The sequence below is a fragment of the Bradyrhizobium sp. genome (assembly GCF_035935975.1).
Taxonomy (GTDB): Bacteria; Pseudomonadota; Alphaproteobacteria; order Rhizobiales; family Xanthobacteraceae; genus Bradyrhizobium.
Window position 1 is genome coordinate 1 of sequence record NZ_DASYWN010000029.1, and the last position, 14,655, is coordinate 14,655.

The 14,655-nt window shown below is 65.3% G+C and carries 15 protein-coding genes; 10 read left to right on the forward strand and 5 right to left on the reverse strand.

The features are described 5' to 3' along the window. Positions 1–161: 161 nt before the first annotated feature. Genes hemW through rph form a run of 3 tightly spaced genes read right to left on the reverse strand, consistent with a single transcriptional unit; the run spans position 162 to position 2,663 of the window. Positions 162–1,316, reverse strand: coding sequence for a radical SAM family heme chaperone HemW (gene hemW / locus VGR99_RS15865; RefSeq protein ID WP_326899514.1), 1,155 nt, complete (start codon positions 1,314–1,316; stop codon positions 162–164). Beyond that, positions 1,303–1,938, reverse strand: a complete 636-nt coding sequence (gene rdgB, locus VGR99_RS15870) for an RdgB/HAM1 family non-canonical purine NTP pyrophosphatase (RefSeq protein ID WP_326899515.1) — start codon at positions 1,936–1,938, stop codon at positions 1,303–1,305. The genes hemW and rdgB overlap by 14 nt, the downstream gene beginning before the upstream one ends. Positions 1,939–1,949: 11 nt before the next feature. Further along, positions 1,950–2,663, reverse strand: coding sequence for a ribonuclease PH (gene rph, locus VGR99_RS15875; RefSeq protein ID WP_326899516.1), 714 nt, complete (start codon positions 2,661–2,663; stop codon positions 1,950–1,952). Between the two features lie 206 nt (positions 2,664–2,869). Here rph and hrcA point away from each other — a divergent pair, with 206 nt between their 5' ends. Both hrcA and grpE read left to right on the forward strand, forming a co-directional pair. Further along, complete coding sequence (gene hrcA / locus VGR99_RS15880; RefSeq protein ID WP_326899518.1) at positions 2,870–3,958, forward strand: heat-inducible transcriptional repressor HrcA; 1,089 nt, start codon at positions 2,870–2,872, stop codon at positions 3,956–3,958. A gap of 110 nt (positions 3,959–4,068) precedes the next feature. Further along, positions 4,069–4,674, forward strand: a complete 606-nt coding sequence (gene grpE, locus VGR99_RS15885) for a nucleotide exchange factor GrpE (protein ID WP_326899519.1) — start codon at positions 4,069–4,071, stop codon at positions 4,672–4,674. Positions 4,675–4,812: 138 nt separating this feature from the next. Here the strand turns inward: grpE and pncA are convergent, their stop codons facing one another. Both pncA and VGR99_RS15895 read right to left on the reverse strand, forming a co-directional pair. Further along, positions 4,813–5,535 carry a bifunctional nicotinamidase/pyrazinamidase gene (gene pncA / locus VGR99_RS15890; RefSeq protein WP_326899520.1) on the reverse strand — a complete coding sequence of 241 codons (723 nt, stop codon included), beginning with the start codon at positions 5,533–5,535 and terminating at the stop codon, positions 4,813–4,815. Between the two features lie 125 nt (positions 5,536–5,660). Then, positions 5,661–6,602: a hypothetical protein gene (locus tag VGR99_RS15895; protein WP_326899521.1), complete on the reverse strand. Its 942-nt coding sequence runs from the start codon at positions 6,600–6,602 to the stop codon at positions 5,661–5,663. A 407-nt stretch (positions 6,603–7,009) separates the two neighbouring features. Between VGR99_RS15895 and dnaK the strand changes: the two genes are divergently transcribed. The 8 genes from dnaK (at position 7,010) to VGR99_RS15935 (ending at position 14,417) form a co-directional block, all read left to right on the forward strand. Further along, complete coding sequence (gene dnaK / locus VGR99_RS15900; protein ID WP_028139411.1) at positions 7,010–8,911, forward strand: molecular chaperone DnaK; 1,902 nt, start codon at positions 7,010–7,012, stop codon at positions 8,909–8,911. A gap of 242 nt (positions 8,912–9,153) precedes the next feature. After that, positions 9,154–10,281 (forward strand): molecular chaperone DnaJ, encoded by a 1,128-nt coding sequence (gene dnaJ / locus VGR99_RS15905; protein ID WP_326899526.1) that lies wholly within the window; start codon positions 9,154–9,156, stop codon positions 10,279–10,281. A gap of 93 nt (positions 10,282–10,374) precedes the next feature. Further along, entirely contained in the window at positions 10,375–10,974 is a 600-nt protein-coding gene (locus tag VGR99_RS15910; RefSeq protein ID WP_027561640.1) for a class I SAM-dependent methyltransferase, read from the forward strand. 57 nt (positions 10,975–11,031) lie between these two features. Further along, positions 11,032–11,610 carry an NAD(P)H-dependent oxidoreductase gene (locus tag VGR99_RS15915; protein ID WP_326899527.1) on the forward strand — a complete coding sequence of 193 codons (579 nt, stop codon included), beginning with the start codon at positions 11,032–11,034 and terminating at the stop codon, positions 11,608–11,610. A gap of 6 nt (positions 11,611–11,616) precedes the next feature. Then, positions 11,617–12,327: an orotidine-5'-phosphate decarboxylase gene (gene pyrF / locus VGR99_RS15920; protein WP_326899528.1), complete on the forward strand. Its 711-nt coding sequence runs from the start codon at positions 11,617–11,619 to the stop codon at positions 12,325–12,327. A gap of 22 nt (positions 12,328–12,349) precedes the next feature. Beyond that, the gene (locus tag VGR99_RS15925; RefSeq protein WP_326899529.1) at positions 12,350–12,661 is read left to right on the forward strand and encodes a DUF1330 domain-containing protein; all 312 of its coding nucleotides are present in this window, start codon (positions 12,350–12,352) and stop codon (positions 12,659–12,661) included. Between the two features lie 234 nt (positions 12,662–12,895). Beyond that, on the forward strand, positions 12,896–13,711 hold the full coding sequence (gene dapB, locus VGR99_RS15930; RefSeq protein ID WP_326899530.1) for a 4-hydroxy-tetrahydrodipicolinate reductase: 816 nt from the start codon (positions 12,896–12,898) through the stop codon (positions 13,709–13,711). Between the two features lie 82 nt (positions 13,712–13,793). Then, positions 13,794–14,417 carry a 2,3-bisphosphoglycerate-dependent phosphoglycerate mutase gene (locus VGR99_RS15935; protein ID WP_326899531.1) on the forward strand — a complete coding sequence of 208 codons (624 nt, stop codon included), beginning with the start codon at positions 13,794–13,796 and terminating at the stop codon, positions 14,415–14,417. Positions 14,418–14,655: the final 238 nt, after the last annotated feature.

The following is a 14,655-nucleotide window of genomic DNA, read 5'->3' on the forward strand; positions in this document are numbered from 1 at the left end:
CCTCGACTCCGTTACACCATCAATGTGAGGGACGACCGCCAACCTTCCAGTCAAGCCGCGCGACGCGCGCCACCAAACAGCGCCGTAGCTAGCGCGGCTTCGCTGGAAGGCCCCGGGGGGGGCCCGTTACCCCATCTACGATAGCTCGCTACGGCATCTCGCTACGCCGCGAGATCCGCGACCACGGCATCCAGCACCGGGAAGCCGCTGCTGGTTACGCGCAGGCGGCCCGTGGCATCCACCGTGATCGCGCCTTCCTCGCGCAAAAGCGCGATGCGGCCGGGATCGAGCGGGCGGCCGGAGAGAGCCTCGTAGCGCTCGGGGTCGATGCCCTCGGCCAAACGCAATCCCATCAGCAAAAATTCGTCGGCACGCTCTTCGCTGTTGAGCAAATCGTCGGTGACGACGCCGTCGCCGTTGGTCTCGACGCGCATCAGCCAGGCTTCGGGGCGCTTCTCGGTGGCGGTGGCATGCCTGATACCGTCGATGTCGAGACGGCCGTGTGCGCCGGGGCCAATGCCGGCATATTCCTCGCCGCGCCAGTAGACCAGGTTGTGCCGGCACTCGGCGCCGCGCCGCGCGTGGTTGGAGATTTCGTAAGCGGGCAGGCCGAGCTTCTCGCAGGTCTCCTGAGTCACGTCGTAGAGCGCGCGCGCGATCGCTTCGTCCGGTGTCTTCAACTTGCCGGCCTGGTGCAGGCCGAAGAACGGCGTGCCTTCCTCGATGGTCAGTTGATAGAGCGACAGATGCTCGGCCGCTTCACCGATCGCGAGACGCAGCTCATCCGCCCACATCGCCGGCGTCTGGTCGGGGCGGGCGTAGATCAAATCGAACGAGTAACGGTCGAACGAGCGGCGCGCGATGGCGACGGCGTCGAGCGCTTCGCGCGCGCTGTGCATGCGGCCAAGTGCTTTCAGCGAGGCGTCGTCGAGCGCCTGCACGCCGAGCGAGACGCGGTTGACGCCGGCGGCGCGATAGCCGGCAAAGCGCGTGGCTTCGACGCTGGTGGGGTTGGCCTCCAGCGTGACCTCGACGTCATCAGCGACAGTCCAGTGCTTGCCGATGGCATCGAGCACGGCGCCGACGGTCGATGGCTGCATCAATGACGGCGTGCCGCCGCCGAGGAAGATCGAGGTGACTTCGCGCCCTGGCGCGCGCTCGGCGGTCGTGGCGATCTCGCGCGCGAAGGCCGACGCGAAGCGTGCCTCGTCGATCGCGGCATGGCGGACATGGCTGTTGAAGTCGCAATAGGGGCACTTCGATAGGCAGAACGGCCAGTGCACGTAAACGCCGAAAGCTTCCTTAGCGCGGCTCAAGGCAGATCTCCGCCAGTTTCACGAAGGCGCGGGCGCGATGCGACAGGCCGAGGCCGAGCGGTGGCAGGCCGTGTTTCTCGATGCTGGTCATCTCGCCGAAGGTGCGGTCGTAACCATTGGGCAAAAACATCGGATCGTAGCCGAAGCCGGCGGTGCCGCGCGGCGGCCAGACCAGCGTGCCGTCGACGCGCGCCTCGACCTCTTCGAGATGATCATCGGGCCAGGCAACGCACAGCGCGGAGACGAAATGCGCGGTGCGCTTGTCCGGCGCGGTGGCGCCGCGCTCCTGCAGCAGGCGTTCGATCTGCGCCATCGCCGCGCCAAAATCCTTGCTCGGTCCGGCCCAGCGCGCAGAGAAAATACCGGGCGCGCCGTCGAGCGCGTCGACGACGATGCCGGAATCATCGGCGAACGAAGGCAATTTGGTCGCCTTTGCCGCTGCGATCGCCTTGATCGCGGCATTGCTGCGGAAATCGTTGCCGGTCTCATCCGGCTCGCCCAGGCCGAGCTCACCGGCCGACACCGCCTCGATGCCGTGAGGCGCGAGCAGCTCCTTCATCTCGGCGAGCTTGCCGGGATTGTGGGTCGCGATGACGAGCTTTCCGGTGATTCGGCGATGCATGGGTCTATTGACTACGCCACGGCCAGTTTCTGCAAGTCCACCAGACGCGCGATGCCCTTTTGCGCCAGGCCGATCAGCTTCAGGAACTCGTCCTGCGTGAACGGCTCGCGTTCCGCGGTGCCCTGCACCTCGATGATGCGGCCGTCGCCGGTCATGACGAAATTGGCGTCGGTCTCGGCTTCGGAGTCCTCAGCATAGTCGAGGTCGAGCACCGGCGTGCCGTTGTAGATGCCGCAGGAGATCGCAGCGACGTTGTCGCGCATCACGTTGGCCTTGATCATGTTGCGCGCCTTCATCCAGTTGATGCAATCGGCGAGCGCGACCCAGGCGCCGGTGATCGAGGCGGTGCGGGTGCCGCCGTCGGCCTGGAGCACGTCGCAATCGACCGTGATCTGGCGCTCGCCGAGCGCTTCGAGATCGACGATGGTGCGCAACGAGCGGCCGATCAGGCGCTGGATCTCGACAGTGCGGCCGCTTTGCTTGCCGGCGGCAGCTTCGCGGCGGGTCCGTTCGGAGGTCGCGCGCGGCAGCATGCCGTATTCGGCGGTGACCCAGCCGCGGCCCTGGCCCTTCAGCCACGGCGGCAGGCGGTCTTCCAGCGTGGCGGTGACCAGCACATGGGTGTCGCCGAATTTCACGAGGCAGGAGCCTTCCGCATATTTCACCACGCCACGCTCAAGCGTCACGGGGCGCAATTCGTCGGGCGCACGGCGGCTTGGCCGCATGGGAAATCCTCCAAAACTCTCGGAAAAGGGCTGTTCGCGGTGCTTGTAGGTGGGGTGAAGGTGGGCGGCAAGGGGGAAGATCAAGGGCTTATTCACCCCCTGATTCTTGCCCCGATTCTTGCCCCGATTTCAGGTCCGCAAAAGCCACGCTTGTCAGAACCCTCGGGGATGGACAAATTATGAGCATCTGAGAGGAGTTACCGTCTGTGGCCCATCACGATCCGATCCATCTGATCGCGCCGCGCGCAGGCCTCGCCCAGCTCAACGAGCGTTCCCGCGACATCTTTCGTCAAATTGTCGAAAGCTATCTCGCGACCGGTGAGCCTGTCGGCTCGCGCAATATCTCGCGGCTGATCGCGATGCCGCTGTCGCCGGCCTCGGTCCGCAACGTCATGGCCGATCTGGAACAGCTCGGCCTGATCTACGCCCCGCACACCTCTGCCGGCCGTCTGCCGACGGAACTCGGCCTGCGCTTCTTCGTCGATGCCCTGATGCAGGTCGGCGACCTCACCGAGGCCGAGCGGCAGTCGATCCAGAGCCAGCTCGCCACCGTCGGCCACGCGCAATCGGTCGAGGCGGCCCTGGACCAGGCACTGACGCGGCTGTCGGGCCTGACCCGCGCCGCAGCCGTGGTGCTGACGCCGAAATCCAATGCGCGGCTGAAACACATCGAATTCGTCCGGCTGGAACCGGAGAAGGCGCTGGTGATCCTCGTCGGCGAGGACGGCCAGGTCGAAAACCGCGTGCTGACGCTGCCGCCCGGAGTTCCATCCTCGGCGATCACCGAGGCCGGCAATTTCCTCAATGCGCGCATCCGTGGCCGGACGCTCGCCGAGGCGCGGCTCGAGCTCGAAACCGCGTTGGCCGAGGCCCGCGCCGAGCTCGATCAGCTGACGCAGAAGGTGATCTCGGCGGGGATCGCGAGCTGGTCCGGCGGCGAGACCGAGGACCGCCAGCTCATCGTGCGCGGCCACGCCAATCTGCTCGAGGATCTGCACGCGCTGGAGGACCTGGAGCGTGTTCGCCTGTTGTTCGACGATCTCGAGACCAAGCGCGGCGTCATCGACCTGCTCGGCCGCGCCGAGACCGCCGAAGGCGTGCGCATCTTTATCGGTTCCGAGAACAAACTGTTTTCCCTGTCCGGCTCCTCCACGATCATCTCGCCCTATCGGGATGCCGCCGGCCACATCGTCGGCGTTTTGGGCGTGATCGGGCCGACGCGGCTCAATTATGCCCGCGTGATCCCGACCGTGGACTACGCCGCCCGCATCGTCAGCCGCCTTTTGGGGGGCTGACCGGCGTTTACAGCGATCACGGGCGCTTGATTTTCGCGCGCTTAGGCACGATATCCGGGCCAACAATCCTTTACCGACAATCCTTGGAAACGAGTTCGAGATAAGAGCCGATGACCGATCGAGACCGGCAACCCGAAGACACGACCGCGCCGACCGGCGAGCCCGTGGTGTCGAAACCCTACATCATGCCCGACGATCCCGAGCCGGGTTCGGTCGAGCTGCTGCAGAAGGAAGCCGCCGAGGCGCGCGATCGCATGCTGCGGACGCTGGCCGAGATGGAGAACCTGCGCAAGCGCACCGCCAAGGAGGTCGCTGACTCCAAGCTCTATGGCGTCACCGGCTTTGCCCGCGACGTGCTCGACATCGCCGACAATCTGCAGCGTGCCCTCGATGCCGTTCCGGCCGAGGCGCGGGCTGCTGCCGATGCCGGCCTGAAGTCGCTGATCGAGGGCGTCGAGCTCACCGAGCGCTCGCTGCTCAACGCGCTGGAAAAGCACGGCGTGAAGAAGTTCGATCCGCTGGGCCAGAAGTTCGACCCGAACTTCCAGCAGGCGATGTTCGAAGTTCCCGATGCGTCGGTGCCGTCGGGCACCGTCGTGCAGGTCATGCAGGCCGGCTACCTCATCGGCGAGCGCGTGCTGCGCCCGGCGCTGGTCGGCGTGTCCAAGGGCGGCGCAAAGGCCGCGGCCGCCGCGAACAGCAACGAAGCGAACTGAGCAGTGCGATCCTCATCCTGAGGAGCGCGCTCGCGCGCGTCTCGAAGGATGAAGGCCCCGCTGCTGCAGCTCGGCCTGCATGGTTCGAGACGGCGCTGACGCGCCTCCTCACCATGAGGGTCTGGTAGACGCGCCGTCCTACGCGCTCACCGCGATATCCGCAGACTGGATCCGCTTCACGCCGGCCTTGGCCATATCGGCCCAGGCTTTGGCCAGCGAACCCTGCGTGTCGATGCCGCGGCAGGCGTCTTCGACGACATAGACCTCGAAGCCCGCCTTGCGCGCATCGAGCGCGGTCCAGGCGACGCAGAAATCCGTCGCCAGGCCCACGACGAAGACACGCTTGATCTTGCGCCCCTTCAGGTACCCGGCGAGGCCCGTCGAGGTCTTGCCGTCGGCTTCGAGGAAGGCCGAGTAGCTGTCGACGTCCTTGTGAAAACCCTTGCGAATGACGAGTTCGGCGTGCGGGATCGCAAGGTCCTTCGACAGCGCCGCGCCGTCGGTGCCCTGCACGCAATGGTCGGGCCACAGCACCTGCTTGCCATAGGGCAGGTCGACGGTCTCGAACGGCTTCTTGCCGGAATGCACCGACGCGAACGAGACGTGGCCGGGCGTGTGCCAGTCCTGCGTCATCACCACGTTCGAGAACGCTTTCGAGATCTTGTTGATGACGGGCACGACCTGCTCGCCTTCCTTCACGGCGAGGCTGCCGCCCGGCAGGAAGCAATTCTGTACGTCGATCACGAGCAGCGCGGAAGCATCGTCCGGCTTGATCGATGTCGCCGCAAACAGCGCGGTTGGCACGAGGGTCGCCAGCGCCGTCGTCCCAAGCGCCGCGAGGATTTGTCGTCGATCGAGCATCGTTCGCCTCCTCCAAGATGATCCAACGGAGGCGAAGCCTAGTTCCGTTCGTATACGAACAGAAGCCCGAAAATGCAGCCGGCTCTGGTGAGCGCTTGGGCTGCCCTTGAGCTCCTCCTGGGCTGCTAGCCCTTCGGCTGGATGCCGTCGCGCACGGCGCGGAAGCGGGTGAAGGCGGCGGACCATTGGTCGCGCGGGGCGCTGGCGATGATGCGGAGCGAGGCGCCGCCGCTGGAGAAGCGGATCCACTGCACCACGGTCACCGGGGTCTTGTCCTTGCCGCTGACACCGTCGATCCGGGTCTCAAAACCCTGCTGGCCGTTGATGCGGATCGGCTCCGACATGGTGACGCGGGATTCGCGCACGCCGGGGATCTGCAGCGCCGCCTCCTGGGCGAAGCGGGCGCGGTCGTCGGCCTGCTGCGGGGTGGCGCCGATCAGGCCGAGGATCATGAAGGGCTTCGATTCATAGCCCGAGCTCTCGTTGCCGTCGGCCAGGATGATGCTCGAGCCCGGCGCCAGCGTGCGGATGTCCTTGAAGTCGGCGAGATCGGTGATCTTGAACGGCATCAGCCCGATCTGTTCTTCGGCCGAGACCTGCTTGCGGGTGGTGGTGCTGGCAAACATCTGCCGCACCGCCTCGTCGGTGTAGATCTTGGTCGCATTCTCCGGAATCTGCACCGCGACATAGCCGGAGAAGCCGGCGCCCGGCACGATCATCGAATAGCGCTTCACCGGGGTCTCGCCGGCCTTGCCGCTCTCGGTGGTGAAATAGGCAAGGCCTGCGGGCGTCTCGATCTTGTCCTGCTTGACGCCGTTGGCGCCCGCCGGATTGGCATTGAAGGCGCTCACGACCTCGCCATAGGCCGCCGGCGGCAGCTCCGTGATCAGCACCTTGACGTTGCCGTCTTCGCTCTCGAAGCCCGGAAAGGTCTTGGCGGTGCTCAGCCCGACCAGCGGCACCATGCCGAGGCGAAGCCCGGGCGGGTAGATGGCGTCGGCGGCCAGGGCCGGAAGCGCGGAGGCGACGAGAAGGGCGAGCGCGGCGAGGGGGCGGATCAGCTTCATGGGCCACTCTGATTGGTTCACATTGAGGCCGTTCGATGGTCGGCGACCGGGCCGCTTTGTCGCGCGAAGCAGTCTGAATCAGTCCTGGGGCGACTGTCCGGCGGTCCGCCTTTTAGCGGGTTTGGGGCGCCGGTAACAGGGCGGGGGTGGATCACGGCGGCGGGGGCTTGCTGAAGCCTGAACCTGTTAATAATTCCTCACCCGCAAGGGCGGTTGAGCCCGGATATGATCTGCCAAAACCCAATGTTTTCACGGCTGAAACGTAGTTTCGGTCCTTGCGGCCCCCTCCCCCCCTCCTATATGAGCCTCAATCATCGCAATATCGCGGATGTTTGATCTTAGGGGGTTTCGGTTCGGGTGCCTTCTGGGCCCAGCCAACCTGCCGCAAAAACAAGGATATCAGGACCATGGGAAAGGTCATTGGGATCGACCTCGGCACCACGAATTCGTGCGTCGCCGTGATGGATGGCAAGAACGCCAAAGTCATCGAGAATTCCGAAGGCATGCGCACGACGCCTTCGATCGTCGCCGTCACGGATGACGGTGAGCGCCTCGTCGGCCAGCCTGCCAAGCGCCAGGCCGTTACCAATCCGGAGCGTACGTTCTTCGCAGTGAAGCGCCTCATCGGCCGCCGCTACGACGACCCGATGGTCGAGAAGGACAAGAAGCTCGTTCCGTACAAGATCGTGAAGGCTTCCAACGGCGATGCCTGGGTCGAGGCCGACGGCCAGACCTACTCGCCCTCGCAGGTCTCCGCTTTCATCCTGCAGAAGATGAAGGAGACCGCGGAAGCCCATCTCGGCCAGAAGGTCGACCAGGCGGTCATCACCGTTCCCGCCTACTTCAACGACGCCCAGCGCCAGGCCACCAAGGACGCCGGCAAGATCGCGGGCCTTGAAGTGCTGCGCATCATCAACGAGCCGACCGCGGCTGCGCTGGCCTATGGCCTCGACAAGACCAAGACCGGCACGATCGCCGTGTACGATCTCGGCGGCGGCACGTTCGATATCTCCATTCTCGAAATCGGCGACGGCGTGTTCGAGGTGAAGTCGACCAACGGCGACACCTTCCTCGGCGGCGAGGATTTCGACATGCGCCTCGTTGGCTACCTCGCCGACGAGTTCCAGAAGGAGCAGGGCATCAACCTGCGCAACGACAAGCTCGCGTTGCAGCGCCTGAAGGAAGCCGCTGAAAAGGCCAAGATCGAGCTGTCGTCGACGACGCAGACCGAGATCAACCTGCCCTTCATCACCGCGGACCAGACCGGCCCGAAGCATCTGACGATGAAGCTCACCCGCGCCAAGTTCGAGGCGCTGGTCGACGACCTCGTCCAGAAGACCGTCGAGCCCTGCCGCAAGGCGCTGAAGGACGCCGGCGTCACCGCCGGTGAGATCGGCGAAGTGGTTCTGGTCGGCGGCATGTCGCGCATGCCGAAGGTCCAGGAAGTCGTGAAGCAGCTGTTCGGCAAGGAGCCGCACAAGGGCGTCAACCCGGACGAAGTCGTGGCGATCGGCGCTGCGATCCAGGCCGGCGTGCTCCAGGGCGACGTCAAGGACGTGCTGCTGCTCGACGTGACCCCGCTGTCGCTGGGCATCGAGACGCTGGGCGGCGTGTTCACCCGCATCATCGACCGCAACACCACGATCCCGACCAAGAAGAGCCAGGTGTTCTCGACCGCCGAGGACAGCCAGAACGCGGTCACCATCCGCGTCTTCCAGGGCGAGCGTGAAATGGCGGCCGACAACAAGATGCTCGGTCAGTTCGACCTGATGGGCATTCCGCCGGCCCCGCGCGGCATGCCGCAGATCGAGGTGACGTTCGACATCGATGCCAACGGCATCGTCAACGTCTCGGCCAAGGACAAGGCCACGGGCAAGGAGCAGCAGATCCGCATCCAGGCCTCCGGTGGTCTGTCGGAAGCCGACATCGAGAAGATGGTCAAGGACGCCGAGGCCAATGCCGAGGCGGACAAGAAGCGCCGCGAGGCCGTCACCGCCAAGAACGAGGCGGATGGTCTGGTGCATTCGACCGAGAAGGCCCTGGCCGAGCACGGTTCGAAGGTCGGCGAGACCGAGCGCCGTGCCATCGAGGATGCCGTCGGCGACCTCAAGGAAGCACTGAAGGGCGACGATGCCGAGGCGATCAAGGCCAAGACCCAGACGCTGGCGCAGGCTTCGATGAAGCTCGGCGAGGCCATGTACAAGCAGCAGGCCGAGGCCGACGCCAAGAAGGACGCGGCCAAGGACGACGTCGTCGACGCGGAGTTCACCGAGGTCGACGACGACAAGAACAACAAGAAGTCCGCCTGAGCCCCGAGAGGGTCACGATGCGGACGGCTTGGACCCCACACGCACAGTCGGCCTCTCCCCTCAGGGGGGAGGCCTTCGTGTCGGGTACGGGACCGATCCCCGCTACGATCGATCAATTCCCTGCACGTATGCCGAACGCTGCCGTGCGGCCCTCTGCCGCGAAGCGGAAGGCTGCCTATATGGTCGCGTGGCGACGTTGTTTCGCTCCGACTTGAATCGCGATTGGATAGACCGAGCCTGCCATGTCCACCAAGCGCTGCTATTACGAAACCCTCGAAGTCGAACGCTCTGCCGACGATTCCGTCCTGAAGTCGTCCTTCCGCAAGCTGGCAATGAAGTTCCACCCCGACCGCAATCCCGGGGACGACACCAGCGAGGTCAAGTTCAAGGAAATCAACGAGGCCTACGAGGTCCTCAAGGACAAGGACAAGCGCGCCGCCTATGACCGCTTCGGCCATGCGGCCTTCGAGCAGGGCGGTCCCGGCGGCGGCGCCGGCTTCGGCGCTGGCTTCGCCTCCTCCTTCTCCGACATTTTCGAGGACCTGTTCGGCATGGCCGGACAGCGCGGCCGCGGCGGCCGCGAGCGTGGCGCCGACCTGCGCTACAACATGGAAATCACCCTCGAGGAAGCCTTCGGCGGCAAGACCGCGCAGATCGAGATTCCGGTCTCGGTCACCTGCGAGGCCTGCTCGGGTATCGGCGCCAAGGCCGGCACCAAGCCGAAGACCTGCTCGAGCTGCGGCGGCGCCGGCCGCGTGCGGCAGTCCCAGGGCTTCTTCACCCTTGAGCGCACCTGCCCCGGCTGCCAGGGCCGCGGCCAGATGATCGAGGACGCCTGCCCGTCCTGCTCGGGCCAGGGCCGCGTCACCCGCGAGCGGACGCTGTCGGTCAACATTCCCCAGGGCGTCGAGGACGGCACCCGGATCAGGCTCGCCGGCGAAGGCGAGGCCGGGGTCCGCGGCGGGCCGCCCGGCGACCTCTACATCTTCCTGTCGCTGGCCCAGCACCAGTTCTTCCAGCGCGACGGCGCCGACCTGCACTGCCGGGCGCCGATCTCGATGGTGACGGCCGCCCTCGGCGGCGAATTCGAGGTGCCGACCATCGACAAGGGCAAGGCCAAGGTGAAGGTACCGGCCGGGACCCAGTCCAACCGCCGATTCCGCATTGCATCAAAAGGCATGCCGGTGCTGCGGTCGCGCCAGACCGGCGACATGTATGTCCAGGTCGTGGTCGAGACCCCGCAGAACCTCACCAAGAAACAGCAGGAATTGCTGGCCGAGTTCGAAAAGCTCTCCTCCGGCAACACCCAGCCGGAATCCGAGGGTTTCTTCGCCAAGGTCAAGGACTTCTTCGGTAATCGGGCGAGCTGACTCGGCTTGACCATACCTCTTCCGGCCTATACCTCTTTATGACCATTTTCTGACACACCGCGGTCCCGCGGTCTCGTCCCGTCCGGTCCAGACATGCCATTGCCGTCGTCCGCGCGTGCGTTGAAGAAGCCCCGTCTTGATGACGAGGTGCGCTTTCTCAGATCGTGGATCGAAAAGCCGCTGCACATGGGCGCGGTGATGCCGTCGGGCAAGCTGCTGGCCCGGACCATGGCCCATTACGTCGACATCGATTCGGACGCACCGGTGGTCGAGCTCGGGCCCGGCACCGGCGCCATCACTTCGGCTCTGGTCGAGCGCGGTGTCGACCAGAAGCGTCTCGTCCTCGTCGAATACAATCCCGGCTTCTGCGCCCTGCTGCGCGACCGCTATCCGCAAGCCAAGGTGGTGCAAGGCGATGCCTACCGCCTGCGCGACACGCTCTGGAATGTGCTGAGCGCGCCGGCCAGCGCCGTCGTCTCGGGCCTGCCGCTGGTGACAAAACCGATGCTGACGCGGCTGCGACTGATCCGCGATGCCTTCACGGCACTCGCGCCCGGCGCGCCCTTCGTCCAGTTCACCTATGCGGTGGTGCCGCCGATCCCGAAATCGCTGCCCGGCGTGTCCACAGAGGCCTCGGAACGGATCTGGATGAACCTTCCGCCGGCCCGCGTCTGGGTGTATCGCAAGGACTAATTCCGCCGGCTTCCTCTCATGCGCGGCGGGCTCGTTTCGCCGAACGTATTGGATTGGATGTCAGCTCCGAAAATCCTGGTCATTCCCGGCTCGCTGCGCACCGGCTCGCACAATGCGAAGCTGGCGGCGGTCGCTGCCTATGAATTCGCCCAGGCCGGTGTCGACGTCACCCGCATCTCGCTCGCTGATTTCCCGCTGCCGATCTATGACGGCGATCTCCAGGCCAAATCAGGCATCCCGAAGCACGCCATCAATCTCAAGCGCATGATCGGCACGCATCATGGCGTGCTGATCGTCTCCCCTGAGTACAACGCCTCGGTGCCGCCGCTGCTGAAGAACGCGATCGACTGGGTCAGCCGCGTGCAGGATCCGCACGAGGCGCGCGGAGAGGTGTTCCGCCATCGCGCCTTCGCGCTCGCCGGCGCCTCGCAGAGCCGCCTGGGTGCCGCCCGCGCGCTGCAGGCGCTGAGGCTGATCCTGACCTCCTGCCACGCCAATGTGATTGCCAGCCAGCTCACCCTCGCCTTTGCCGACCAGGCCTATGACGATATGGACAGGCTGAAGAACGAGGGCGATATCGCTTCGTTGAAGGAGTTGGTGCGGCAGTTGATCGACATTTCCCAACGCATGATGTGAGGTGACATGACGCCAGCCGAAATCGCCCCGAAAGACCGCCTGATCGTTGCGCTCGATCTGCCGAGCGTCGATGCCTCGGAGGCGATGATCGCGAAGCTCGGCGACAGCGTCTCGTTCTACAAGATCGGCTATCAGCTCGCTTATGCCGGCGGCCTGCCGCTGATCGGCAAGCTCGCGGACAAGGGCAAGAAGGTGTTCGCCGATCTCAAGATGCACGACATCGGCAACACGGTCGCGCGCGGCACCGAGAGCGTCGCCAAGCTGGGCGCGACCTTCGTCACCGTGCATGCCTATCCGCAGACCATGAAAGGCGCCGTCGAAGGCCGCGGCAATTCGAGCCTGAAGATTCTCGCCGTCACGGTGCTGACCTCCTACAACGAGGACGATTTGCACGCCGCGGGCTATCGGCTCGGCGTGTCGGAACTGGTCGAAGCGCGGGCACAGCAGGCGCAGGTGCTCGGCGTGGACGGCCTCGTGTCCTCGCCCGAAGAAGTCGGCAGCCTTCGCAAGATCGTCGGCCACCAGATGACGCTCGTCACGCCCGGTATTCGGCCCGCGGGTTCGGCGACCGGCGATCAGAAGCGCATCATGACGCCCGGTCGCGCTATTGTCGCGGGCGCGGATTATCTCGTCGTCGGGCGGCCGGTGGTGGAAGCTGCCGATCCCAAGGCAACGGCAGACGCAATCCAGGCCGAGATCGCGCAGGCACTCGGCTAACCAACAAACAGGGAGAAGAACAATGGCAAAAGGCTACTGGATCGGACGCGTCGATGTGAGCAATGACGAGGGCTACAAGCCCTACGCCGTCGCCAACGGCCCGATCTTCAAGAAATGGGGCGGCCGCTTCGCCGTCCGCGCCGGCAAGTTCACCACCGTCGAAGGCGCCAGCCGCACCCGCAACGTCGTGATCGAATTCCCGGACTACGAGACCGCGATCGCCTGCTACAACTCGCCGGAATACCAGGCCAACATCAAGGTGCGCCAGCCGCACTCGATCGCCGACCTCATCATCATCGAGGGCTATGACGGCCCGCAGCCCGCGGACAGTTGAGGCTCGATCTTCTCTACGCACGCCGAAAGTGCACGGCCTGCATGGTTCGAGACGCCCGCTTTGGCGGGCTCCTCACCATGAGGGTTTGATATCTCGCCGCGAACCGTGGCCTCATCCTGAGGACCCGCCATGGGCGGGCGTCTCGAAGGATGGCCGCGGGCGAGCCTGTCCCTGATCCCCTCGGTTGCCGGAACTGCATCCCGCCGCTACAACGGCCCTTGAGAGGATCGCACCATGTCAGACATGCGCTTGATTGTTGCTGGAGCCGGCGGCCGGATGGGCCGCGCCCTGACGCGGGCGATCGCCGACAGCAAAGGCGCGGTCTTGGCGGGTGCCCTGGAGGCGCCGGGCTCGGAGCTGCTCGGCAAGGATGCCGGCGTGCTCGCAGGCCTGCCCGCCAACGGGATTCAGCTGTCCGCCGATCTCTGGGCGATGTCGAAGGAAGCCGACGGCATCCTCGATTTCACCGTGCCGGCTGCGACCATTGCCAATGTCGCGATCGCCGCCGAGCGTGGGCTCGTCCATGTCATCGGCACCACCGGCCTGTCGGCCTCGGACAATGCCGTGATCAAGAGTGTCACCAACCGCGCGGTCGTGGTGCAGTCAGGCAATATGAGCCTGGGCGTCAATCTGCTCGCCGCCGTGGTCAAGCGCGTCGCAAAGGCGCTCGACGAGAATTTTGATATCGAGATCGTCGAGACGCATCATCGCATGAAGATCGATGCGCCCTCCGGCACCGCGCTGATGCTGGGCCAGGCGGCAGCCGCCGGTCGCGGCATCTCGCTCGACGATCATTCGGAACGCGGCCGCGACGGTATCACCGGCGCGCGCAAGCCGGGCGCGATCGGCTTTGCGTCCTTGCGTGGCGGCACCGTCGCCGGCGAGCACAGCGTGACCTTCCTCGGCCCGTTCGAGCGGCTGACGCTGTCGCATCTCGCCGAAGATCGCATGCTGTTCGCCCATGGTGCGCTGAAGGCGGCGCTGTGGGCGCACGGCAAGAAGCCGGGGCACTACTCCATGGCCGACGTGCTCGGCCTATCCGACATCTGAACCAGAGCATGACCCGGAAAAATGTGAAGCGGTTTTCCGACAAGGTCATGCTCAATATCATAAACGAGATGGAAAGCAGTTGATGAGTGAACGTCTCCTCGTGCTCGTGCGCCATGGCCAGAGCGAATGGAATCTGAAGAACCTGTTCACGGGCTGGAAGGATCCTGATCTCACCGAGCTCGGCGTCAAGGAAGCGACCGAAGCCGGCCGCAAGCTGAAGGCGCAGGGCCTCGTGTTCGACGTCGCCTACACCTCGGTGCTGACGCGCGCGCAGCACACGCTCGACATCATCCTCGGCGAGCTCGGCCAGGAAGGCCTGCCGACCTCGAAGAACCTCGCGCTGAACGAGCGCGACTACGGCGATCTCTCCGGCCTCAACAAGGACGACGCCCGCAAGAAATGGGGCGAGGACCAGGTGCTGATCTGGCGCCGCTCCTACGACGTGCCGCCCCCCGGCGGCGAAAGCCTGAAGGACACGCTCGCGCGCGCGCTGCCGTATTATGTGCAGGAGATCCTGCCCGGCGTGCTCAACGGCAAGCGCACGCTGGTCGCCGCCCACGGCAATTCGCTGCGCGCGCTGATCATGGTGCTGGAGAAGCTGTCGCCCGAAGGCATTTTGAAGCGCGAGCTCGCCACGGGCGTGCCGATCATCTACCGGCTCAATGCGGATTCGACCGTGGCGTCGAAGCTGGATCTCGCGGGTTAAGCTTCGCCGCACGCGCGGTGCCGTAGGGTGGGTTAGACGGCGGCTGCGCGAAGCGCAGTCGCTGGCGTAACCCACCACTTCTGCTTCCGCGCAAACCAAAGAGGTGGGTTACGCCTTCGGCTAACCCACCCTTGTAATAGCGCAATCAGATATTGTCGGTGCATTCCGAGAGGAATGGCCTGCCGCAGCTGCGACCGCGGCAGGCCGCTGGCGATCGGATCGCGCCCACCCTGAGCAG